The 22522-nt window shown below is 69.1% G+C and carries 23 protein-coding genes; 6 read left to right on the forward strand and 17 right to left on the reverse strand.

The window, feature by feature from the left end:
• Window positions 1-58 precede the first annotated feature (58 nt).
• Together AC07NI_RS02470 and AC07NI_RS02475 are read right to left on the reverse strand one after the other, a co-directional pair.
• Window positions 59-511, reverse strand: coding sequence for a DUF6265 family protein (locus AC07NI_RS02470; protein ID WP_494615808.1), 453 nt, complete (start codon window positions 509-511; stop codon window positions 59-61).
• A gap of 10 nt (window positions 512-521) precedes the next feature.
• Complete coding sequence (locus AC07NI_RS02475; protein WP_494615812.1) at window positions 522-1250, reverse strand: NUDIX hydrolase; 729 nt, start codon at window positions 1248-1250, stop codon at window positions 522-524.
• A 75-nt stretch (window positions 1251-1325) separates the two neighbouring features.
• Between AC07NI_RS02475 and AC07NI_RS02480 the strand changes: the two genes are divergently transcribed.
• Entirely contained in the window at window positions 1326-2624 is a 1299-nt protein-coding gene (locus AC07NI_RS02480; RefSeq protein ID WP_494615817.1) for an amidohydrolase, read from the forward strand.
• Between the two features lie 121 nt (window positions 2625-2745).
• Window positions 2746-3192: an ion channel gene (locus AC07NI_RS02485; protein WP_494615819.1), complete on the forward strand. Its 447-nt coding sequence runs from the start codon at window positions 2746-2748 to the stop codon at window positions 3190-3192.
• Here AC07NI_RS02485 and AC07NI_RS02490 read toward each other — a convergent pair.
• Entirely contained in the window at window positions 3149-4297 is a 1149-nt protein-coding gene (locus tag AC07NI_RS02490; protein WP_494615822.1) for a pyridoxal phosphate-dependent aminotransferase, read from the reverse strand. The genes AC07NI_RS02485 and AC07NI_RS02490 overlap by 44 nt on opposite strands.
• A 53-nt stretch (window positions 4298-4350) precedes the next feature.
• On the opposite strand from AC07NI_RS02490, the gene AC07NI_RS02495 reads away from it, so the two are divergent.
• Window positions 4351-5367 (forward strand): SGNH/GDSL hydrolase family protein, encoded by a 1017-nt coding sequence (locus tag AC07NI_RS02495; RefSeq protein ID WP_494615825.1) that lies wholly within the window; start codon window positions 4351-4353, stop codon window positions 5365-5367.
• On the opposite strand, the gene rnr is transcribed toward AC07NI_RS02495, so the two are convergent.
• Genes rnr through topA form a run of 3 tightly spaced genes read right to left on the reverse strand, consistent with a single transcriptional unit; the run spans window position 5364 to window position 10796 of the window.
• The gene (gene rnr / locus AC07NI_RS02500) at window positions 5364-7646 is read right to left on the reverse strand and encodes a ribonuclease R (protein WP_494615829.1); all 2283 of its coding nucleotides are present in this window, start codon (window positions 7644-7646) and stop codon (window positions 5364-5366) included. The two genes, AC07NI_RS02495 and rnr, sit on opposite strands and share 4 nt — an antisense overlap.
• Window positions 7647-7690: 44 nt before the next feature.
• The gene (locus tag AC07NI_RS02505; RefSeq protein WP_494615834.1) at window positions 7691-8056 is read right to left on the reverse strand and encodes a hypothetical protein; all 366 of its coding nucleotides are present in this window, start codon (window positions 8054-8056) and stop codon (window positions 7691-7693) included.
• A gap of 37 nt (window positions 8057-8093) precedes the next feature.
• Window positions 8094-10796: a type I DNA topoisomerase gene (topA, locus tag AC07NI_RS02510; RefSeq protein ID WP_494615837.1), complete on the reverse strand. Its 2703-nt coding sequence runs from the start codon at window positions 10794-10796 to the stop codon at window positions 8094-8096.
• 180 nt (window positions 10797-10976) lie between these two features.
• Between topA and AC07NI_RS02515 the strand changes: the two genes are divergently transcribed.
• Window positions 10977-11147 (forward strand): hypothetical protein, encoded by a 171-nt coding sequence (locus tag AC07NI_RS02515; protein WP_494618217.1) that lies wholly within the window; start codon window positions 10977-10979, stop codon window positions 11145-11147.
• On the opposite strand, the gene AC07NI_RS02520 is transcribed toward AC07NI_RS02515, so the two are convergent.
• A complete protein-coding gene (locus AC07NI_RS02520) occupies window positions 11144-11722 on the reverse strand; it encodes a hypothetical protein (protein WP_494615838.1) in 579 nt (192 codons plus the stop codon). The genes AC07NI_RS02515 and AC07NI_RS02520 overlap by 4 nt on opposite strands.
• 138 nt (window positions 11723-11860) lie before the next feature.
• Here AC07NI_RS02520 and AC07NI_RS02525 point away from each other — a divergent pair, with 138 nt between their 5' ends.
• Entirely contained in the window at window positions 11861-12658 is a 798-nt protein-coding gene (locus AC07NI_RS02525; RefSeq protein WP_494615841.1) for a hypothetical protein, read from the forward strand.
• On the opposite strand, the gene AC07NI_RS02530 is transcribed toward AC07NI_RS02525, so the two are convergent.
• The 6 genes from AC07NI_RS02530 to AC07NI_RS02555 all read right to left on the reverse strand — a co-directional run bounded on the left by AC07NI_RS02530 (window position 12655) and on the right by AC07NI_RS02555 (window position 18515).
• A complete protein-coding gene (locus AC07NI_RS02530) occupies window positions 12655-13863 on the reverse strand; it encodes a methyltransferase domain-containing protein (protein ID WP_494615843.1) in 1209 nt (402 codons plus the stop codon). The genes AC07NI_RS02525 and AC07NI_RS02530 overlap by 4 nt on opposite strands.
• 34 nt (window positions 13864-13897) lie before the next feature.
• The gene (gene dprA / locus AC07NI_RS02535) at window positions 13898-14995 is read right to left on the reverse strand and encodes a DNA-processing protein DprA (RefSeq protein WP_494615844.1); all 1098 of its coding nucleotides are present in this window, start codon (window positions 14993-14995) and stop codon (window positions 13898-13900) included.
• Complete coding sequence (gene plsY / locus AC07NI_RS02540; protein ID WP_494615846.1) at window positions 14992-15648, reverse strand: glycerol-3-phosphate 1-O-acyltransferase PlsY; 657 nt, start codon at window positions 15646-15648, stop codon at window positions 14992-14994. The genes dprA and plsY overlap by 4 nt, the downstream gene beginning before the upstream one ends.
• A 109-nt stretch (window positions 15649-15757) precedes the next feature.
• Window positions 15758-16033 carry a hypothetical protein gene (locus AC07NI_RS02545; protein WP_494615848.1) on the reverse strand — a complete coding sequence of 92 codons (276 nt, stop codon included), beginning with the start codon at window positions 16031-16033 and terminating at the stop codon, window positions 15758-15760.
• A 185-nt stretch (window positions 16034-16218) separates the two neighbouring features.
• The gene (gene pyrC, locus AC07NI_RS02550; RefSeq protein WP_494615850.1) at window positions 16219-17520 is read right to left on the reverse strand and encodes a dihydroorotase; all 1302 of its coding nucleotides are present in this window, start codon (window positions 17518-17520) and stop codon (window positions 16219-16221) included.
• On the reverse strand, window positions 17517-18515 hold the full coding sequence (locus AC07NI_RS02555; protein WP_494615853.1) for an aspartate carbamoyltransferase catalytic subunit: 999 nt from the start codon (window positions 18513-18515) through the stop codon (window positions 17517-17519). The genes pyrC and AC07NI_RS02555 overlap by 4 nt, the downstream gene beginning before the upstream one ends.
• A gap of 190 nt (window positions 18516-18705) precedes the next feature.
• Here AC07NI_RS02555 and AC07NI_RS02560 point away from each other — a divergent pair, with 190 nt between their 5' ends.
• Window positions 18706-19218, forward strand: a complete 513-nt coding sequence (locus tag AC07NI_RS02560; RefSeq protein ID WP_494615855.1) for a hypothetical protein — start codon at window positions 18706-18708, stop codon at window positions 19216-19218.
• A gap of 105 nt (window positions 19219-19323) precedes the next feature.
• Here AC07NI_RS02560 and AC07NI_RS02565 read toward each other — a convergent pair whose 3' ends face one another.
• The 4 genes from AC07NI_RS02565 to AC07NI_RS02580 all read right to left on the reverse strand — a co-directional run bounded on the left by AC07NI_RS02565 (window position 19324) and on the right by AC07NI_RS02580 (window position 22521).
• Window positions 19324-19869, reverse strand: coding sequence for a hypothetical protein (locus tag AC07NI_RS02565; RefSeq protein WP_494615856.1), 546 nt, complete (start codon window positions 19867-19869; stop codon window positions 19324-19326).
• 212 nt (window positions 19870-20081) lie between these two features.
• Window positions 20082-20351 carry a hypothetical protein gene (locus AC07NI_RS02570; protein ID WP_494615858.1) on the reverse strand — a complete coding sequence of 90 codons (270 nt, stop codon included), beginning with the start codon at window positions 20349-20351 and terminating at the stop codon, window positions 20082-20084.
• A gap of 93 nt (window positions 20352-20444) precedes the next feature.
• Entirely contained in the window at window positions 20445-20915 is a 471-nt protein-coding gene (gene ruvX / locus AC07NI_RS02575) for a Holliday junction resolvase RuvX (protein ID WP_494615860.1), read from the reverse strand.
• Between the two features lie 10 nt (window positions 20916-20925).
• Window positions 20926-22521, reverse strand: a complete 1596-nt coding sequence (locus AC07NI_RS02580; protein ID WP_494615862.1) for a M28 family metallopeptidase — start codon at window positions 22519-22521, stop codon at window positions 20926-20928.
• Between the last annotated feature and the right edge of the window lies 1 nt (window position 22522).

Below are 22522 nucleotides of genomic sequence, written 5' to 3' on the forward strand. Positions count from 1 at the left end.
GCAGGTTCCCGCGCGTTGGAAATAAGAGGCGCGGAACATACTGATCGGCAGCTCAAAGTCAATTGGCGGCGGTACACCGTCTGTAAGGAAAGTCCGCCGAGCGCGCCTGACCGCCGACGGAGCCCTCGATCCGGGCCACCAGGGTGTCCTTGTCGACCAGTCTGTAGAGAATCCGCTGCGGGAAGTCGTGCTCCGGCGCCTCGAAGGTCACGCTGTTTTCGGCGATCGCCTTCAGCGGGAAGGCGGCCTCGGCCTGGCCGGAGGGAATCGCCACGTACTGCAGCTTGCCGTCGGCGGCCGGGACGATGCGCATGAACTCGTATTCGCGCAGCTTGCCGTCGCGGACGCTGCGGCTCATGCCGATCATCGCGCCGCCGGCGGGCGCCAGCCACTGCTCCTCGATCTTCGTGCCGTTCGGCCGGGTCAGGGTCCAGCAGCCGGCGATGAAGCCGAGGCGGTCGATGTCGGCGGGTGCGGCGAGCAGCGTCAGGGCCAGGACCGAGGCGATCACGGAAACCTCCCTAGAGGTGCGTCAGGTGACGCTTGCCGTTCAGGAAGCGCATGAACGGCGCGGGCCGTCCAGTCTCCGCCAGCCGCTGGCCGATCTCGTGGACCACGAAGCGGGTGATGTTGGGCAGATCCAGCGCCATGGCTTCCTGGAAGTCGACCCAGGCGATCTCGTCCAGCTCGCCGCAGTCGGGGCGGCGGTCCAGGGACAGCAGGGCCTCTGCCGAGGCCATGAAGAAGCGGGCGTCGAAGCGGCGCGGGCGATAGGGCGGGGTGATGGCCCGGGCCACGAAGCTGAGCGGCGCCAGGTCGGGCAGGGCGCTCTGGGCCAGGAACGGCCGCCAGGGCCCCGCGCCGGGGCGTACAGGGGCTGACTTGGCCAGCAGCAGGCCTGTCTCCTCGAAGGTCTCCCGCACCGCCGCCAGGGCCAGGGCGCGGGCCAGGCGAGCGGGGCTGCGGTGGCGGGGCTCCAGTTCCAGCCGCGCGGCGACCTCGGGCGCGAGTTCGGTGGCGCTGGGGGCGTCGAAGTCGGCGCGGTCGACCCGGCCGCCGGGGAACACCCACTTGTCGGGCATGAAGGCGACGCCGCCGTTGCGCCGGCCCATCAAGAGGCGCGGCTGCGGGCCGTCGGTGCGGACGATGATGACGGTGGCCGCGTGCTTGGGCGTCAGCGCCGCGCCCGTCTCGCGCACGGCGCCGTCGTTGATCGTGTCGAATTTCGCGTCGATCGGCGGCAGGCTCATGCAATCAGGTTAGACCGATTGCGCAGCCTGGAAAGACCGACGTAACGTCAGGGCCTGTTCTTTGGGGGCTTCACGATGTTCGTACGGGTTTCGACGCTGGCGCTAGTCGCTGGCATGGCTTTTGGCGTGCCGGTCATGGCCGCGCCCTCGACCGCCAAGATCGAGGCGGCGGCCAAGGCCGTGCAGCCCAAGGTCATCGCCTGGCGGCGCGACATCCACGAGCATCCGGAGCTGGGCAACCAGGAGGTCCGCACCTCCGCCCTGATCGCCAAGGAACTGAAGGCCCTGGGCTTCGAGGTCCGCGAGAACGTCGGCAAGACCGGCGTCGTGGGCATCCTCAAGGGCGGCAAGCCCGGCAAGGTCGTGGCCCTGCGCGCCGACATGGACGCCCTACCGGTCGAGGAGAAGACCGGCCTGCCGTTCGCCTCGAAGGTCACCGCGACCTGGGAAGGCAAGACCGTCCCGGTGATGCACGCCTGCGGTCACGACACCCATGTGGCCATGCTGCTGGGGACCGCCACGGCGCTGGCCGGCATGAAGGCCGACATCAAGGGCACGGTGGTCCTGATCTTCCAGCCCGCCGAGGAAGGCCCTCAAGCCGGCGAGGAAGGCGGCGCCAAGCTGATGATCCGCGATGGGGCGCTGGACAAGCCCAAGGTCGACGCGATCTTCGGCCTGCACATCGGCCCGGGCGACGCCAACCAGCTGAACTATCGGCCCGAGGGCTTCTACGCGTCGTCCGATCGCCTGACGATCACGGTGAAGGGCAAGCAGACCCACGGCGCGCGGCCCTGGGCCGGCATCGACATGGCCAGCATCGCGGCCGACATCATCCAGGCCACCAACCAAATCGCCGCCCGCCAGGTCGATGTCGGCGCCTCGCCCTCGGTGGTGACGATCGCCGTCATCAACATGGGCATGCGCCAGAACATCATCCCCGAGGACCTGAAGATGGAGGGGACCATGCGGACCTTCTCCACCGCCCGCCACGACGACTTGGTGGCCAAGATGCAGAAGGCCGTCGCCGCGATCGGCGACCGCTACGGCGCCAAGGCCGAGGCGGTGTTCAGCCAGCCCTATCCGGTGACCTACAACGACCCGGCGCTGTCGGCCTGGGTCAAGGCCAGCCTGGAGAAGGCCTCGCCCGGCAAGATCGACGACAAGGCCGCCCTGGTGACCGGGGCCGAGGACTTCTCGATGTACGCCGAGAAGGTGCCGGCGGTGTTCGTGCAGCTGGGCGGCCGCAAGGCCGACGTGCCGGCCGCGACCGCGCCGGCGAACCACTCGCCCTACTTCGATGTCGACGAGGCGGTGTTCGAGACCGGCGTGAAGGCCGAGGTCTTCATGGCGCTGGATTATTTAGACAGGAAGTAGCTGCCCACTGAGGGCGCGCCCCGGGCGGAGATGTCCGGGGCGCGATCATAATTGAGCCCGAATGGCGCCGGCATAGCCGTGCGTCTGAAAGCGAGCCCGGATGGGCTCTAGCGAGCTCCTGATGGCTGATCTCTATGCTATCGCCCTGTCCCTGACGCTGATCGCCGCTGCGGTGCTGATCCACTTCCAGGCGCTTCGAGTCCTGTCGCGCGGCCAGGACGCCCTGGCGATCTCTGGGCACCTGAAGATTCTGCTGGTGATCTTCGGCCTGATCGTCGCCCATGTCCTGGAGGCCATGGTGTTCGCGGGCGGCTACGCCCTCGGCGAGCACGTGCTGCAACTGGGCCGGTTCGTCGGCGATCGAGCCATGACGCCCCGGCAGTTCTTCTTCTTCTCGATCGAGGCCTTCACCACCCAGGGGGTCGGCGACGTCTACCCGATCGGGCCGTTGCGCCTGATCGCCAGCCTGGAGCCGCTGGTCGGGCTGATCCTGATCGGATGGTCCGGATCTTTCACCTTCCTGGCTATGGGGCTGGACTGGCGCCTCGCGCCTCGAACCAAGGCGTGATCCGCCGCAGGGCTTCCTCGACCTCCGGCGTCGAGACCGCGAAGCTGAAGCGGATGAAGTGCTTGCCCTCGACCGGATCGAAGTCGACGCCGGGGGCGGTCGCCACGCCGGTGTCCTTCAGGAGCTGCTGGCAGAAGGCCAGCGAGTCGTCGGTCAGGTGGCCGATGTCGGCCCAGATGTAGAAGGCCCCGTCCGGCGGCGCGATCTTGCGCAGGCCCAGCGCCGGCAGGGCGTCCAGCATCAGCTGGCGGTTGGCGCGGTAGACGTCGATATGGGCTTCGAGCTCTTCGATGCAGTCCATCGCGGCGAGACTGGCGTGCTGGCTCAGCGACGGCGCGGTCAGGAACAGGTTACCGACATAGGCTCGCGCCCGCTCCAGGTCCTCGCCCTTGGGTGCTAGCAGCCAGCCCAACCGCCAGCCGGCCATGCTGAAGTACTTGCTGAAGCTGTTGACGATCAGGGCGTCGGGCGCGAACTCCAGCATTGAGGGCGTGCGGCCCGTGTAGCTGAGGCCGTGATAGATCTCGTCGCTGATGATGCGGATGCCGCGCTCGCGGCAGACCTTGGCGATGGCCTCCAGTTCCTCGGGCGCGATGATCGTGCCGGTCGGGTTGGCGGGGCTGGCGACGATGACGCCGGCCGGGACGGGGGCGAGTTCGGCCAGGTGCTTGGCGGTCAGCTGGAAGCGGTCTTCCGGCCCGCAGGCGATCTCGACGGGTTCGAGGTGCAGGGCCTTCAGGCTGTTGCGGTAGGCGACATAGCCGGGGCGGGCCAGGGCGATGCGGTCGCCGGGCGTGAATACGCTGGACAGCGCCAGCACCAGCGCCGGCGAGGCCCCGCAGGTCAGGACGATCCGTTCGGGCTCGACCGTGACCCCATAGAGGGTCTGGTAGCGCTCGGCGATCCGCTGGCGCAGTGCCGGGCTCTCCCAATAGCCCATGGCCTCGGCGTCGAGGATCTCGTGGGCCTTGGCCAGCGCCTTGCTGGGCGCGCCCGTCGAGGGCTGGCCGAACTCCATGTGGATGATCGAGGCACCCTCGGTCTTCAACTGGTGAGCCAGGCGGCTGATGGCGATGGCATGGAAGGGTTCGATCTGCGCGCGCATGGCTTTGCTTAGCGGGGTTTGACGCGGCGCGCATCCCGCTTGAGAAGAGGGTCATGCGCTTGCTGACTCTCGCCGTCGTTCTGGGCTTGGCCACCCCCGCTTTTGCCCAGACGGCCCTGCCGCTGAACATCGGCGGACGCGTCGCGCCGGAACCGGAAGGCGGCTACGACTTCGGCTGGCCCGGTGTCTATTTCGAGGGACGCTTCAAGGGGCCGTCGGTCGAGGTGGTGGTCGACACCAAGGCCGAACACCTGGCCGTCAGCATCGACGGCGTGCGCAAGGCTGAGCTGACCAAGGCCGGCGAACTGCACCTGCTGCTCGACCGGCTGGGCCCCGGTGAGCACGTCGTGCGCCTGGACAAGCTGACCGAAAGCCAGACAGGCTCGGCGCGGTTCGAGGGCTTCTTCGTCGGGCCGCAGGATGCGGCGCTAACGGCGGCGGCCCGTCCGCGTCGGATCGAGTTCATCGGCGACTCGCACACGGTCGGCTACGGCGTCCGCTCGGCCAGCCGCGACTGCACCGAGCAGCAGGTCCACGACCTGACCGACACCAGCCTGGCCTTCGGGCCGATCCTGGCGGGGCGGCTGGACGCCGACTACCGGATCGAGGCCTTCTCGGGCCGGGGCGTGGTGCGCAACTACAACGGCACGGCGGCAGGCGAGCCGCTGCCGGTGCTGTTTCCGCGCGTGATCCCGGGCCAGGTCGAGCCAAGTGTGGAGGCCGACGATCCGTGGACGCCGGACATCGTGGTCATCGGCCTGGGCACCAACGACTTCTCGACGAAGCTGCATCCCGGTGAGGCCTGGGCCGACGAGGCGGCGCTGCATCAGGACTACCGCGAGACCTACGTGGCCTTCGTCCAGGGCCTGAAGGCCAGCCGGCCGGGCGCGCGGGTGTTCCTGATCGCCGGCGACACCTTCGCCGATGACGTCGCCGAGGTGGCCGACCGTACCGGCGCCAAGGCCGTGCGGATTACCAACATGGATCGCGGCGCATGCCACTGGCACCCGTCGGTCGCCGATCAGAAGATGATGGCCGACAAGCTCGAGGCGGCGATCGCGGCGAACTAGCGCCGCTTGCCGCGCCGCACGCCCTTCGGCAGGCCGCCACGCGGCTTCACCGCCGCCTGACGGCGAGCGCCGAGGCGGGGACGCGGCATGTTCGGATCGGCCGGCATCGGATCGCTGAGCATCTCGAACAGCAGGCCGCCGGTGACCGGCGTGGCCTCGACCAGCTTGACCTCGACGTTCATGCCCAGCGTCCAGCGCTGGCCGGTGCGGTCGCCGACCAGGGCGTGCAGCTTTTCGTCGTGGACGAAGAACTCCTGGCCCAGGGTCGAGACCGGCACCAGGCCGTCGGCGCCGGTGTCGGCCAGCTTGATGAACAGGCCAAAGCGGGTGACGCCGGTGACCCGGCCCGCGAAGGTCGCGCCCACGCGGTCGGCCAGGAAGGCGGCGATGTAGCGGTCGGTGGCGTCGCGCTCGGCGGCCATGGCCCGGCGCTCGGCGTGGGTGATGACCTCGGCCGTGTCCTTGATCTGGGCGATGTCCTGGTCGGTCAAGCCATCGTCGCCCAGGCCCAGCGCCCGGATCAGGCCCCGGTGCACGATCAGGTCGGCATAGCGGCGGATCGGGCTGGTGAAGTGGGCGTACTTGGCCAGGTTCAGGCCGAAGTGGCCGATGTTGTCGGCGCTGTAGTGGGCCTGCATCTGGGTGCGCAGGACCACCTCGTTGATGATCGCCGCGTTCGGGCCTTCGCGCGTCTCGTCCAACAGTTTGTTGAAGCGCGCGGTCTGCGGGGCCTGGCCCTTGTCCCAGCGGATCTCCAGCGTCTGGAGGAAGTCGGCGAGGTTCTGCACCTTCTCCAGGCTGGGCGTGTCGTGCACCCGGTAGATCAGGGGCGAGCGCTTGGCCTCCAGGCTCTCGGCGGCGCAGACATTGGCCTGCACCATCATCTCCTCGATCAGCTTGTGGGCTTCCAGGCTGGGGCGCTTGGTGATCGACAGGATCTCGCCCTCGCGGATGATGATCCGGCGCTCGTCGCTCTCGATCGCCAGGGGCGAGCGGGCGTCGCGGCCGATCTTCATCGTCCGATAGGCTTCCCACAGGGGCTGCAGGATCGGCTCCAGCAGCGGGCCGGACTTGTCGTCCGGCTGACCGTCGATGGCCGACTGGGCCTGCTCGTAGGACAGCTTGGCGGCCGAGCGCATCAGGCCGCGCACGAACTTGTGGCCCTTCTTGCGGCCCGACTTGTCGAACACCATCCGCACCGCCAGCGTGGCGCGGTTCTCGCTCTCGCGCAGGGAGCACAGGCCGTTCGACAGGGTCTCGGGCAGCATCGGCTCGACCCGGTCGGGGAAGTAGACGCTGTTGCCCTTCTCGCGGGCGTCGCGGTCCAGGGCCGAACCGGGGCGCACATAGGCCGCGACGTCGGCGATGGCGACCCAGACGACCCAGCCGCCGACATTGGTCGAGTCCTCGTCGAGGTGGGCGAAGACGGCGTCGTCGTGGTCGCGGGCGTCCACGGGGTCGATGGTCACGAACGGCAGATGCCGCAGGTCCTCGCGGCCCGTCAGCGTCGGCTCGACGGCGGTCTTGGCCTCGGCCTCAGCGGCTTCGGAGAAACCCGTCGGGATGCCGTGGCTATGGATGGCGATCAGCGAGGCCGCGCGGGGATCGTTCTCGGTCCCGACCACCTCCAGCACCTTGCAGGGCTTGGGGCCGTAGCGGCCGCCGTGCGTGCCGACCTGGGCGAGGACGAGGTCGCCGTCCTTGAAGTCGTGGGCGACGCTGGGATCCAGGACCAGGACGTCCTTGGACTTGCGGTCGACCGGCTCGACGCGGATCTCCTTGCGGTGCTTGCGGATGACGCCCAGCACCTTGTGGGCGCTCTGGCCCAGCTTCTTGATCAGCTTGGCCTCGAACTCGCCGGTCTCCAGGCGCTCGAAGCGGACCAGCAGACGGTCGCCCAGGCCCGGCGCGCCGGCGGCGGCCTCGCCCTTGGTCGGGGCCAGGCGGACGTTCGGCACGTCGTCGTCGGACTTGGTCAGTTTGACGTAGAGCTCGCCGTCGACGTCGCGTTCGACCACGTCGGCCACGCCGACGGGGGGCAGGGAGCCAGCTTCCGCAAAACCCTTGCGGCCGCGCTTGGCCAGCGCGCCTTGCGCTTCCAGTTCGCGGATCATCTCGCGCAGCGCCCGGCGGTCGGCGCCCTTGAGGCCGAAGTGGCGGGCGATGTCGGCCTTGCCGCTCTCGCCGGCGTCACGCAGGAACGCGATCAGTGTCTCGCGGTCGGGCAGACCGGCGGGCGGCTTGGGCTTGAAGGTCTTGGTCGGGCGAAGTTTGGCCATGTCCTGCCTTACCCCGTTACGGGGGCGGAAAGCCAGTACGGGCCCTAGTAGAGGTCTTCGATCGAGCGTGGCGGCGGCGGTTCAGCCGGCTTCACCGCTGTGGGGGCCGCGGGCGTCGGGGCGGCCACTGGCGGCGTTTCGATCACCGGCGGGGCTTCCTGCTCGGCGGTCTGGACCTCGACGGCCTTGGGCTTGGGCTTCTCGACCGGCGGCGGCTCGTAGGCGAGGGCGGGGGCGGCGTCCTTGACGGGCACGCCCGAGACCTCGGCCAGCGGCTGCTTGGAGACCTCCAGCCCGCCCCGGTCGATCTTCATGGCGTTGGTGACGCCCATGGCGAAGCCGCCCACGCAGCACAGGATCAGCGCGGACACCACGACATGCAGCGGCAGGGGACGTTCCAGCGTCGTCATGCTCGAAACTTACTCCCCTCCCGATCGTCTGAACAGACTAGGCTTCGTCGTCCCACGGCGTGGCGCCGTCGTCAGAAGAGGCCTCGACCTTAGCCTTCGGCGCGGCTTTCTTCGCCGCCGGCTTCTTGGCGGCGGGCTTCTTCGCGGCCGTCTTCTTGGCCGGAGCGTCGCCTTCCGCCTTAGTCTTGGCGGCGGCCTTCTTCGGCGCAGCAGCCTTCTTCGCCGGCTTCTTGCCGCCGCCCTTGGCGGCGCGCTCGGCGATCAGGGCCACGGCCTCTTCCATGGTGATGGAGGCCGGGTCCTTGCCCTTGGGTACATTGGCGTTGGTGTCGCCGTGCTTGATGTAGGGGCCAAAGCGTCCCGACAGCACGCGCACCGGCTTGCCGTCCTCGGGGTGGGCGCCGATCTCGGCCAGGGCCGTGGCGGCCCCACGCTGCGGACGTCCGCCGCCGGCGCGCTTGTCGGCCAGGATGGCCACGGCGCGGTTCAGGCCGACATCGAACACCTCGTCGGCGTTCTCCAGATTGGCGTAGGTGCCGTCGTGCAGCACGAACGGTCCGAAGCGTCCCAGGCCCGCGGTGATGACCTTGCCATCGTCCGGGTGCTTGCCGACTTCACGCGGCAGCGAGAGCAGGCGCAGGGCCTTCTCCAGGTCCATGGCCGAGGCGATCCAGCCCTTGGGCAGGGACGAGCGCTTGGGCTTGTCGCCGCTGTCGGCGGCCGCCAGCTCCTCGACATAGGGACCAAAGCGGCCGTTCTTCAGCCACACGGCCAGGCCGGTCGCGGGGTTGAGGCCCAGTTCCTTGTCGGCGCTCTCGGCCTCGCCTTCGCCTTCCGACACGCCCAGCTGGCGGGTGTAGCGGCACTCCGGATAGTTCGAGCAGCCGATGAAGGCCCCGAACTTGCCGGTCTTCAAGGAGAGCTGGCCGACATTGCAGGTCGGGCACAGGCGCGGGTTCGAGCCATCACCCTTGTCCGGGAAGATGTGCGGGCCCAGGGCCTCGTTCAGCGCGTCGAGCACATTGGTGGTGCGCAGTTCGGCGATCTCGCCGACGGCGGCGTGGAAGTCCTTCCAGAAGTCGCGGAGGAACTGCTTCCAGTCCAGCTTGCCGTCCGACACCAGGTCCAGCTGCTCTTCGAGCGCGGCGGTGAAGTCGTACTCGACGTAGCGCTTGAAGAACTGCTCCAGGAACGCGGTGACCAGACGGCCCTTGTCCTCGGGAACGAAGCGCTGCTTGTCCATCTTCACGTATTCGCGGTCGCGCAGCACGGTCAGGACCGAGGCGTAGGTCGACGGACGACCGATCCCCAGCTCTTCCATCTTCTTGACCAGGCTGGCTTCCGAATAGCGCGGGGGCGGTTCGGTGAAGTGCTGGTCGGCGCGGGCCTCGATGACCTTGGCGGCGGCGCCTTCCTCGATCATCGGCAGGCGGGCGCTGTCCTCGTCGCCCTCGTCGTCGCGGCCTTCCTCATAGACGGCCAGGTAGCCGGGGAAGAGCACGACCTGGCCCGTAGCGCGCAGGCCGGTCTGGCCATCGCTGCTTTCCAGGTCGACCGTGGTGCGCTCGATGCGGGCGCTTTCCATCTGCGAAGCGATCATCCGCTTCCAGATCAGTTCGTAGAGGCGGCCCAGGTCCGATTCCAGGCGCAGCGAGCCGGGGTTGCGGTTCAGGCTGGTCGGGCGGATGGCTTCGTGGGCCTCTTGGGCGTTCTTGGCCTTGGCCTTGTAGTAGCGCGGGGTCTCGGGGACGTAGGTCGCGCCATAGACATTGCCGATCACGCTGCGCGCCTCGGCGATGCCTTCCGGCTCGACCGACACGCCGTCCGTACGCATGTAGGTGATCAGACCGACGGTTTCGCCGCCGATGTCGATGCCTTCGTACAGCTTCTGGGCAGCCTGCATGGTGCGCTGGGCCGAGAAGCCCAGCTTACGAGCGGCTTCCTGTTGCAGGGTCGAGGTGGTGAAGGGCGGGGCGGGCGAGCGCTTGCCGGGCTTCTTCTCGACGGCGGCGACCTTGAACACGGCGGCGCCGACCGCGGCCTTGGCGGCCAGGGCCGAGGTCTCGTTGTTCAGGTCGAACTTGGTGAGCTTCTTGCCTTCGTGCTTGACCAGGCGAGCCAGGAACGGATCGGCGCCGGCCGAGACGTCGGCGTCGACGCTCCAATATTCCTGGGTCTTGAAGCGCTCGATCTCCATCTCGCGCTCGACGATCAGGCGCAGGCAGACCGACTGCACGCGGCCGGCCGAGCGGCTGCCCGGCAGCTTGCGCCACAGCACCGGCGAGAGGGTGAAGCCGACGAGGTAGTCGAGGGCGCGGCGGGCGAGGTAGGCCTCGACCAGCTCCATGTCGACGTCGCGCGGATTGGCCATGGCCTCCAGCACGGACGTCTTGGTGATGGCGTTGAAGGTGACGCGCTGGACGGCCTTGTCCTTCAACGCCTTCTTCTTGTTCAGCACTTCCAGCACGTGCCAGCTGATCGCTTCCCCTTCGCGATCCGGGTCAGTGGCCAGAATCAGGCGGTCAGCCTTCTTCAGGGCGTCGACGATGTCGCTCACCCGCTTGGAGGCCTTGGCGTCGACCTCCCAGCTCATGGCGAAGTCGTTGTCCGGTTCGACCGAACCGTCCTTGGACGGGAGGTCACGGATGTGACCGTACGAGGCGAGAACCGTGTAGTCGGACCCGAGGTACTTGTTGATGGTCTTGGCCTTGGCCGGGCTCTCGACGACGACGACGTTCATTCTGACTCTTGTTCAGGAAATTGGGATCGCCCCTGAGGCGAGCGCCGGGAAAGTGGGGGCTTCACCTGGGGTCTGTCAACGGAAGGACCTAGAAACAGTGAGGCTTGGGCGTCTGGTAGGCGCTTGTTAAGGCCATTGCACGACAATGCGATGGCTAGTTCCACGACTGCATTGAGCCCGATGGACCTCACCGTCAATCGGATCGCGACCGAGGCCTATGTCTCGCCGATCCAACCGATCAAGGCCGTGACCTCGAACGCCGAACGCGCGGAGATCGCCGATCGGCTGAAGCAAGCCGTGCGCGCGACGCCGGCGGCGGGCACGGGCCTGCTGGTGGATCTCAGCGTCTAGAGCGGTCGATCGCGCAGCTCGGCGCAATCAGCCTGGCTTAATAGGCCTTCACCCACCGAAATCACCTTAGTCTGCCGATGCAGTAGCGGCACCAGTGGCCACTCCTGATGCAGGCGCAGGTTATACGCGCTGTCCAGGCCGCCCCCTTCGGTCATGACACAGGTGATGCTCTGGCTGAGCCGCAAGGTCTGCTTGGGCGGATCGACATATTCGCCCGCCGTGAACATCAGGCCCAGCAGGCCGACGGTGCCGAGAAAGTAGCCATAGGCGATCGGTAGCGCGCCGAAGACGGTGGCGGCCCGCCGCGCCGTTCTGGGCCAGGGCAGTCGGCCGATGGAGAAGACCAGGAAAGCGTAAGCGGCATAGGCCGCCGCCAGGGTCCAGACATTGGCCAGGACGGGCACGAAGCGGATCCCCGTCATTCCGGCCGCAACCACGACGCAGAGGAATGCGGCGATCGCGATGGCCGTCGCCGCGTAGGGACGTGGCGCCAGGCTCCGGGCCAGGGTTTGCAGCACTAAGGCGGCGACGGGCGCGGCCAGCAGCAGCGCCCAGACCAAGGCGACGGGGTCCATGATCATGCTCCTGCCAAAGCTCGATCTTGGGTTGACCATTCGCGACTGGCAAGCTTGACCAATCGCCACGTTCCTGACGCGGGGACGTGGTCGAGTCACGTCTTGGGCCGGCGCTTCGGCCTGTGACGCGGCGGAGTGATGGCGCACTGGAGACGACGCGGCGGGAAGGGCGTGGCCCTGGTCGTGAGCATCGGCGCGCATGTGGCCGCCGTCGCGGTCCTGTTCGCCACGCACATCACCCCGCAGCCGCCCGAGCCGCCGTCGGTGATGGTCACGCTGGTCGATCCGCCGCCTCCGCCTCCACCGCCGCCACCCCCTCCGCCGCCGCCCGCGCCGCATGACGCGCCCAAGTCGCCGGTGAAGGCGCCGGCCAAGCCGCCATCGCCCGAGAAGCCGAAGGCGGCGCCCAAGGCCGCGCCGCGCTCACCGCTGAAGGTGTCGAAACTGCCGCCGCCCAAGGACGTCGTGCCGCTGCCGGCCAGCCGCAACCCGGGTCCAAGCCCCGTGATGGGCCTGGGCGAGTCGGAACTGATGGGCGCGGCGACCGCCGGCTCGGGGTCTGGCGGTGGTGGCGGCGGAGACGGTTGCGACATGGTCCGGCTGCTGCAGGAGGGCCTGCGCAAGAACCCTCGCGCCCGCGCCTCGCTGCTGCGGGCTCACGGCGCGACGGTTGGGGCCGGTCGCGCGCCGTTGGTCTGGAGCGGCGACTGGGCGCGGGTGACCGGCGAGGAGGGCGACGGCCTGGCCGGTTTGCGCGAGATGATCATGATGGAGGTCGCCTTCGCCCCCGCCGCCTGTCGCGCCGAACCGATGCGAGGCCTCGTGCTGATCTCGCTGAACGACGGCCCCGGCAGCGCCCGCTTCGCCCTGGGCGGCGGTCACTGGCGGTGGTCGGACCTGCTGTTCGCCAAGGGCGCGCGCAGAAGCGGCGGCTAGAGCCGCTCCAGCACGTAAAGGCAGCCGGTCGTGACGCTGGTCGTCTCACGACGCAGGGCGATCTCCTGGCGTTCTACGACCCGGAAACCGGCGGCGCTGGTGGCCTGGATATAGTCGTCGCCATGGGCGTAGCGGGCCGTGGGCGTTAGCTTCCAGCCGGTCTCGCCCAGCTCGGTGCTGACGGCCAGCAGGCCGGCGGGGACCAGCGCCTGCGCAGCGGCGGCGAACAGCGCGGTCAGGTCGCCGAAATAGATCAGCACGTCGGCGGCGACGATCAGGTCGAAATGGCCGGGATGGCTTTCGAGGAACTCGACCGCCTCGGCCCGGACCAGATGGTCGTAACCGCCGCGCTCGGCCGCCTTGGCCAGCATGGCGGACGAAAGATCGACGCCGGTCAGCTCGGCCCCGAACCGCTCCAGCGACGGCGCGGCGAGACCGGTGCCGCAGCCCAGGTCCAGGATCCGCTCGAACCGCGCGCGCCGGCCCGCCACCAGGTCGGCCAGCAGCGCGGGCGCGCGGTAGTCCAGCATTTCGACCAGTTGGCGGTCGAACCGCTCGGCGAACTCGTCGAACAGCGCCTCGACATAGGCCGGCGGCGATCGGTCGATGGTCGGATCGAGCAGCACGCGCAGTTCGTGCGTCTTGACCACGTCCCCCGGATTGCGCGCTTCCAGCCAGGCGCCGAGGGCGCGGGCCGCGTCCAGCCGCTGGAAGGCCACCAGGATGCCGAAGCCCTCGCGCGCCACGGTCTCCAGATCCTCGGCCAGCGGGCCCGCGACCTGGACGTAGAGGTCCAGCGCGGCCTGGGCCGGGACACGATCGAGGGCGTTGTAGGCGGCGGCGCGGGCCCAGGTCACTCGCGCGCCCTCGGGCAGGGGCTCCACCCCGTGCGTGGCCGCGAAGGTGTCGGCGGCGCGGGCGAAGTCGCCGGTCAGGAATAGGGCGTGGGCCAGGCATTGCCGGCGCACCGGTTCGGCGTTCGGCGCGTGCGCGGCCCAGGTCAGCGGCTCGACGGCCTCCTGGAAGCGCCGGGCGATCAGCAGGTTCAGGCCCAGCCCGAACAGGGCCTCGTCGTGATCGGGCTTCATGACCAGCACGGCGCGGAACGCCGCCTCGGCGTCGTCCAGCCGCCCTTCGGCGCCGGCCGCCACGGCGTTGGCGAGCATGTCTTCTATGGCCTGGGTGTCCATGGTGGTTCCCTTCAAGTCGGCGACTCGCGGGAGACTCGACTAGGGGGATTTAAACGCCAGCGACCAGCCCGCCGTCCAGCAACTCCGCGCGTCCGGCCAGGCTCAATTCGACCAGGGCCGCCATGACGGCCGAGGCGGGGGCGGCGGCGGCGCGGACGAGGTCGTTGCGCGAGACCGGCGTGGGCGAGAGCAGGGCGGCGACGCGCTCGCGCAGGGCGTCGTGGTCGATGTCGGCTGGGGGCTCGGCCTCGTAGGGACGTTCGCGCTCCCGCAGATGGATCTGGCCCGACAGCGACCGCAGCACGTCCTCGGCCCCCTCGCACAGGATCGCGCCCTGGCGGATCAGGTCGTTGGTGCCCTTCGAGCGCGGGTCCAGCGGCGAGCCGGGTACGGCGAAGACGTCGCGGCCCTGCTCGGCGGCCAGGCGCGCGGTGATCAGCGAGCCGGACTTCAGCTCGGCCTCGACCACCACGACCCCTAGCGACAGGCCCGAGATGATGCGGTTGCGGCGCGGGAAGTCCTTGGCCTGGGCGCGGCGGTCGGGGGCGCTCTCGGACACGACGCAGCCTTCGGCGGCCAGACGCGCGTGCAGGCGGTCATGCTCGGGCGGATAGACGTCGCCCACCCCGCCGCCCAGCACGGCCACGGCGCCGGTGGGGAGCGAGCCCTCATGCGCCGCGCCGTCGATGCCGCGCGCCATGCCGGAGACGACGACATAGCCGGCGGTTCCCAGATCGGTGGCCAGCTGCCGGGCGAAGCGTTGGCCGGCCGCCGAGGCGATGCGAGCCCCGACGATGGCCAGGCTGGGCTCGGAGAGCAGTTCGGCCCGGCCGAGGGCCCAGATCAGGGGCGGCGGTGGATCGAGGGCCGCTAGACGGGCCGGAAAGTCCGGCTCGCAGCCGCAGATCAGTCGCGCGCCCATCTTCGCGCCGGCCTCAAGCTCCCGCTCGATCGCCTCGCGCGGCGGCAGGGACAGCGGCACGGCGCGGCCGCCACGTCGGGACAGGTCGGGGAGGGCAGACAGCGCCCGCTCGGGCGTGCCGTAGCGGGCGATCAGGTGTTCGAAGGCGACGGGGCCGACGGTCTCGGTGCGCGCCAGGCGCAGCCAGGCGAAGCGCTGGATGTCCGAGAGCCGGCCTGGGATCACGGCGCGTCGATGACGGGCGGCGGCGCCTCCGCGTCCTTTTTCTTGCCGATCTTGGGCTCCTGGCCCTTGAGCAGGCGGGCGATGTTCTCGCGATGGCGGATGAAGATCAGCACGGCCATGAACAGGCACAGGGCCATGATCGGATAGGGCTGGTCGAAGGCCAGGGCGAAGGGCGCGGCCAGGACGGCGGCGACCAGGGCGGCCAGCGAGCTGATGCGCAGCAGGAAGGCCACGGCCAGCCAGGTCGCGCCGGCGGCGAGGCCCACCGGCCAGGCGGCGGACAGCAGCACGCCGTAGAAGGTGGCCACGCCCTTGCCGCCCTTGAACTTCAGCCAGACCGGGAACAGGTGGCCCAGGAACGCCGCGCCGCCGGCCAGGGCGATGACCGCCGCGTTGCCGTGGGTCAGGTAGCGGGCCAGCAGCACCGCCACCACGCCCTTGCCGGCGTCGCCCAGCAGGGTGATGGCCGCCAGATCCTTGCGGCCCGAGCGCAGCACGTTGGTCGCGCCGATATTGCCCGAGCCGATCTGCCGGATGTCGCCGGCTCCGCCCAGCCGCGTAGCGATCAGCCCGAACGGGATCGACCCGAGCAGGTAGCCGCCGACGATGGTGATGGCGAGCGTCAGATAGGTGGCGGCGGCGAGATCTTGCACGTTTCGACCCTAAGGCGAGTTGCGCGCGAATTCAACCGCTGCGCAAGCGAGAGTTGTGGATCACAGGTGTAGTGCAGACTCGGAGCCGGGGCAAAAGAGGCGTTTCAGCTCAAGACGCCGCGTTGGCCAGGTCCCGGCCGCCTAGGCGCTGTACAACAGTCGCGCAAAGGAAACCGGCCAAGAGGCCACTGACGCCGAGCGCCGCAGCAGCCACGAAAAGCAGATAGCCCGTCTCGTCGAGATTCTTGAACGGAAGCAGCAGGAACAGGGCGGCGATCGCCGAGATCAGTCCGTACGCGACGGTGCTACGAAAACGAGGATGAGCCCCGCCTGGCAGGATCCGAAGGATGATCACGGTCAGGACGGCTGGGATCAGGCCCTCCATGGCAGCGGATCCGACCAGGGATAGCCAGTCGGACGCTGAGCCGCCCCACAGGGGTCCCGTGTAGTTCTGGGTCAGGACGGCCACGGCCAGGGCCGCTGGAAGCACCGCACCCAAGATGGGACCTAGGACGACATAGACGGCGAAGGTCCGCCAACGCCCGCCCACGGCTTGCGTCGGCGACGCCATCATCCCTCCGCTCGGTGAACCACCCGCCCGTCGACCACCGTCATCAGCACCTGGCCCTGAAGCCTCCGCCCATCGAACGGCGAGTTCTTGGACTTCGAGAGCAGGCGGGCGGCGTCGATGATGATTGGGGCGTCGATGTCGCACAGCACCAGGTCGGCCGGCGCGCCTGGCGCGATGCGGCCGCCGCGCAGGCCCAGCAGTTCGGCCGGGGCCAGGGTGACGGCGCGGATCAGGTCGACGAGGGCGATGCGCTCGTCGTGATAGAGCGACAGCATCGCCGGCAGCAGGGTTTCCAGGCCGACGGCGCCGGGCACGGCTTCGTCGAACGGCAGGCGCTTGTCCTCGGCCGGGGCGGGGTTGTGGGCCGAGACGACGATGTCGATCAGGCCAGAGGCCAGGGCCTCGATCAGCGCTTGGCGATCGTCCTCGCCGCGCAAGGGCGGGTTCAGCTTGGCGAAGGTGCGGTAGTCGCCGATGTCCAGCTCGTTGAAGGACAGGTGGTTGATCGACACCGAGGCGCTGATCCGCAGACCCTTCTTCTTGGCGCGGTCCAGGGTCTCGAGCGCCTGGGCCGAGGTGATCTGGTCGACCAGCAGCTTGCCGCCGGTGGCTTCCAGCAGGGCGACGTCGCGCTCCAGCATGATCCGCTCGGCCATCGGCGAGATCGAGGGCAGGCCCATGCGGCCGGCGAATTCGCCGCCGATCGCGGCCCCGCCCTTGGCCAGCCACGGGTCCATCGGACGGTGGGCCAGCAGGGTGTCGAAGCCCTTCGCATAGGTCAGGACGCGCTGCATGACCTTGCTGTCGACGATCGGCTTACCCGCGTCGGTGATGTAGACGCAGCCGGCCTCGCGCATCAGGCCGATCTCGGCCATCTGCTCGCCGGCCAGGCCCTTGGTCGCCGCGCCGGCCACCAGGATGCGGGCGCTATCGATGTCGCGCGCTCGGCGAAGGATGAAGTCGACGACGCTGGGGTCGTCGATGGCTGGGGCCGTGTCGGGCTGGACGACCATCGAGGTGACGCCGCCGGCCGCCGCGGCCTTCGCCGCCGAAGCCAGGGTTTCCTTGGTCTCGGCCCCGGGCTCGCCGGTGCGGACGCGCAGGTCGATCAGGCCGGGCGCCAGCAGCGCGCCGCCGCAGTCGATGACCCTCACAGCCTTGGACAGCTTGCCGAACTCGCGGCCCTTGGCGACGTCGGCGATGACGCCTTCGGAGACGATGACGCCGCCGGGGCCGTCATAGCCGCTCTCCGGATCGACCAGGCGGGCGTTGACGAGGGCGAGGGGCGTGGGGGCGGTCATTGGCCGGCCTTTTCGATACGGGCGGCCAGGCTGGTCAGCACCGCCATCCGGGCGGCGACGCCCATCTCGACCTGATCCTGGATCAGGCTGACGGCCGGATCGTCGGCGACGTCGGAGTCGATCTCGACGCCCCGGTTCATCGGGCCCGGGTGCATGACCTTGGCCCCCGGCGCGGCGCGGGCCAGCTTCTCGCGGTCCAGGCCGTAGAAGCGGAAATATTCGCGGGTGGACGGCACGAAGGCGCCCTGCATCCGCTCCAGCTGCAGGCGCAGCATCATGACCACGTCGGCGCCGGCCAGGCCGGACTTCATGTCGTGGTGGACGGTGACGCCCCAGCGCTCGGCCTGGGCCGGCATCAGGGTGGGCGGGCCGACCAGGCGCACGCTGGCGCCCAGGGTGTGCAGCAGGGAGACGTTCGAGCGGGCCACGCGGCTGTGCAGCACGTCGCCGCAGATCGCCACGGTCAGGCCCGAGACGCGACCGAAGGCGCGGCGGATCGACAGGGCGTCCAGCAGGGCCTGGGTCGGGTGCTCGTGCTGGCCGTCGCCGGCGTTGACCACGTGGCCGCTGACCTTCTGCGACAGCAAGCTGGCCGCGCCCGACGAGGCGTGGCGCACCACCAGCAGGTCAGGCCGCATGGCGTTCAAGGTGACCGCCGTGTCGATCAGGGTCTCGCCCTTGGCCACCGACGAGGTCTTGGGGTTCATGTTGACGACGTCGGCGCCCAGCCGCTTGCCGGCCAGCTCGAACGAGCTCTGGGTGCGGGTGCTGTTCTCGAAGAACAGGTTCATCAGCGTCCGGCCATGCAGCAGGTCCAGGCTCTTGGACGTCTGCCGGTTGAAGGCGACGAAGGCGTCGGCCAGGTCCAGCAGATCCGTCGCCTGGGGCGCGTTCAGATCGCCGGCGGACAGGAAGTGGCGTTTGGGGAAGGCAAAGACGCGGGCGCGGATCGCATCGATGGCCGCGCGGGCGGGGTCATGGGCTGGTGCCGTCATGAGCTCGCCTCATAGGCGGCTTTGGAGGGGAAGGGAAGCGTAGGGGGCGGCGCGCCGGAGACTGTCCTCAGGAATATTCACGAAGTTTGACATCCGGGACGCCCTTCCGGGGCCGCTTGTGCTTGTTGCCGGGGGGCGAAGGTGGGTACTCTAGCTCCATGCGTTTCGCACAGGCTCCGCGGGGGTGGCCATGCTCTTGCTCTTGATCGCCTTGCTGCAGACAGCGGAGCCCTCGTCCCAGGAGACGAAGGCGACGCTGCAGTCGTGCGAGACGACCGACAAGGGCTGGGTCTGCCACTATCAGATCCCGCAGGCGACGATCGTGCGGCCGCTGGATCCGGCGCCCAGCGTGATGGTCGCGCCGCCTTCGGCCGCGGTGGCCGATCCCGCGCCGCCTCAGCCTCAGTCCCAACCGCCGGCGCCTGTCGTCGCGCCGAAGGACGACCGCGCCGAGGCCGGTCGCCAGACGCGACTGATCGCCCGCTGCGCCGACGCCAAGTGGTACTCGCCGTGCCTGCCCGGCGAGCGCAAGGAAGCCCAGATCCTGCGCGAAGCCGCGCTCAACGCCGCGACGCTGCGGGGCAATGTCACGACCCTGCTCAGCGAGAAGCGCTGCGACGACGCGGTGAAGACCGCGCTGGAAGGCGGCGACCTGGGCTTGGCGCGCGAAGCCCGCGAGTTCTGCGAACCCCAGAAGCACTAGGGGCTATCCCCAGGCGACACTGGCGGCCACAGCCGCCATCCCAAAACGAAAAGAGGCGGGAAGCTTGCGCCTCCCGCCTCGAATTCTTTCGGCTGGGTCCGAGCCTTAGTGGCGCGGCGGAGCCGGTTCGCAGCGCACGCCGTCGGCGCAGCCCGTGAAGTGAATTTCCGGAGCTTCGACCGTGACGGCCGACGGACGGACGAACACTTCCGGACGGTGCAGATAGATCTGCGGGGCGGCGACGCGGACCGGCGGGGCGTCGACATAGACCGGCGGCCCTTGGATATCGATGCGGCCCGACGGCACGACGACCGGCTCGCCGATGACGCGGACGCCCGGGGCGGCGACGGTGATGTCGCCATAGCCCGAGGTCGGGCCGTAGAAGGCCACGGCGCGGGTGCACAGGCAGTCGATGCCGGCGGGGCCCGAGGGCGGCGGCGGGGGCGGCGGATAACCGTGCGGCGGCGGAGCCGGCGCATAGCGGGGAGCCGGCGGCGCGTAGCCACGCTGATCGGCCAGGGTCGCGCCCTGAGCCGGTGCGTAACGCGGCGCGGGGCGCGGCGCATAGTTGCGTCCGTCGGCCATGGCCGAGCCGACCGACAAACCGGCGACGGCGAACGCCATCAGCCCCATCAAGACCTTTTTAGTCATCCGAGCCCCTCGTTGCCCTCAACCCAGATACGCGCCGACCTGGGGCGGACCTGACGTTCGATCCATTACCCGAACTTAACCATATTCAAAGACAGAACAATGTTGTCTTGGTCATTCCCCTCGGAGGAGAACTTTCAGCTCCCCAAATTGAGTGTGGAATGTGCGTTCGCACGCGCTTTAACCTGATTTGTGCAGGCCTGAGCTGAAAGAGTTCAGTGGTCGCGCCTGGGAGGCAGGCGGCCATCGCACGGGATCACCTGCCAATCGAAGCTGGCCTCGCGAATCTTCCGCTGCCGCGTGACCGTTCGATCGCCGGCTTGCTCGACATAGTTCTCGTACTGAGCGGGCCGGTAGACCTTCTCGTAGCACTTGCCGGGTTCCGGATTGGGCGGGCAGTCATCGCCCGTGCCGGCCAGGGTCGAGCTGGCCATCAGGCTGACGAACAGGACGACACCCGCTGTGGCGAACCGCTTGTCCTTCATGCCTGCCCCCGCTCGCGACTTAACCAAGCTTATCCATGACGGACGGGATTCCAGAAAGCCCGGATATTCTGGCCATAGGCGAAAACGGGGACGCTAGAAGGCGCGCAGCCGCTCCAGCGCGCCCTGCAGGATCCAGCCGGCGGCCATCTTGTCGACGACCTCGTCGCGGCGCTTGCGCGAGATGTCGTGCTCGTCGATCAGCACCCGCGTGACGGCCGCCGTCGACAGGCGCTCGTCCCAGAAGGTGATCGGCAGGTCGGGCTTCAGGCGCAGCAGGTTGCGGCCCAGGGCCCGGTTGGACTGGCAGCGGACGCCCTCGGTGCCGTCCATGTTCATCGGCAGGCCGATGACAATGCCGACCGCGCCCCGGCTGTCCATCAGCTTGAAGAGCTGTTCGGCGTCCTTGCTGAACTTGGTCTTCTCGATCAGCGCCATGGGCGTGGCGACCGTGCGGGTGACATCCGAGACGGCCACGCCGATGGTCTTCTCGCCGGGGTCGAGGCCGACGATGGCGGCGTACTGGGGCAGGGCGGCGGCGAAGTCTTCGATGTCGAGAACGGGCATGGCGGCCTCTTTAGGGCTTCGCCGGCGCGGAGTCTCTGAAGATGCTGTCGGCGTTCCAGCTGGGCTTGATCGGGTTGTCAGCGATCTTGAGCGTCAGGGCCGTGACATAGGCGTTGAAGTCCGCGGCGGCAGGCAGATCGACGGGCTGGCTCAGATTGTCGGCCGGCGAGTGATAGCGATTGGTGCGCCAGTCCTTCTCGATCTGATAGGCGGGCGTGCCCACCGGATAGCCGAACTTCAGGGCCAGCGAAGGCACGCCGGCCTTCACGAAGCTGTACTGGTCGGTGCGGACGAACGAATTGCGATCCGGATAGGGATCCTTGGTCAGCTCGTAGCCCTTCGCCGTCGCCACGACCTGGGCCTCGCCGCCCAGCGTGCTTTCCGACGCGCCCTGGATCAGCAGGTATTTCAGCGGCCACAGCGGCAGGGGCATGTCCATGTTGACGTCGGCGACCAGCGAGCCCTTCGGCACGGTCGGCTTCAGGGCGAAGTAGCGCGAGCCCAGCAGGCCCTTCTCCTCGGCGGTGACGATCACGAATAGGATCGAGCGCTTGGGCTTGGCCTTCTGGGCCTTCATCGCCTTGGCGATCTCGATCACCGAGGCCACGCCCGAGGCGTCGTCCATGGCCCCGTGATAGATCGGGTCGCCATCGATCGGCACGCCCACGCCCAGGTGGTCGATGTGGGCCGAGACCACGACGTGCTCGGCGGCCAGTTTGGGGTCGGAGCCCGGCAGCTTGGCGACGACATTGGCCGAGGCGGTGTCGGTGACCTCGGCCTTCACTGTCGCGCGGATCGACTGGTTCAGGTCGAAGCGGTCGAGCTTCTGGCCGGCCTCGGCGGCGGTCAGGAGCTGGCTGAAGTCATGCCCCGACTTGGCGAACAGCTTGGCGGCCTGGGCGGGGTTGAAGCTGGCCGTGAAGCGCGGCGCGCTGACGTCGCCCAGCGTCGGATCGGCCAGGTACATGCCCGGCTGCGAGGCCAGCAGCATCTGGCGCGCCCAGGGAATGTCCATGCCCTTGGGCGTTGGGATGGTGATCAAACCCAGGGCGCCGGCCGCTTCCAAGGCCTTCCAGGTGCGGGCGCTGCGGGTGTGGGACTTCACAGGGGGCGACAGCTCGGCCGGGCCGCCATTGATCACGACCGCGATCTTGCCGCGCAGGTCGAGGCCAGCGAAGTCGTCATGGCCGTATTCGGGGATCTTCAGGCCGTAGCCGATGAACACGAGCGGCGCCTCGACGCTGGCCGGCTGCGGCAGGCGGGCCGACAGCAGCAGGTCCGGGCCGATGGCGAGCGGCGTGGCGACCCCGTCGGCGACCAGGGCGGCGCTGGACTGGTCGGCCAGCACGCGCTGGGCCTTGAAGGCCACCGGCTGGAAGTAGCCGTCTGTCCCCGCGGGCTGCAGGCCCAGGGCCTTGAAACGGGCGGCGACATAGTCGAGGCCCGCCTTCTCGCCGGGACTACCGGTCAGGCGGCCTTGCAGGGCGTCGCCGGCCAGGAACTCGATGTGCGACCACCAGGCCTTGCCGGCTTCTTCGCGGGTTTCGGCGTGGACTGAAGACAGGGTCAGTGCGGCGGCCACGGTGGCGAGAAGCAAGGTTTTCAAG

It is taken from the genome of Caulobacter sp. GW821-FHT10E02, assembly GCF_059415225.1.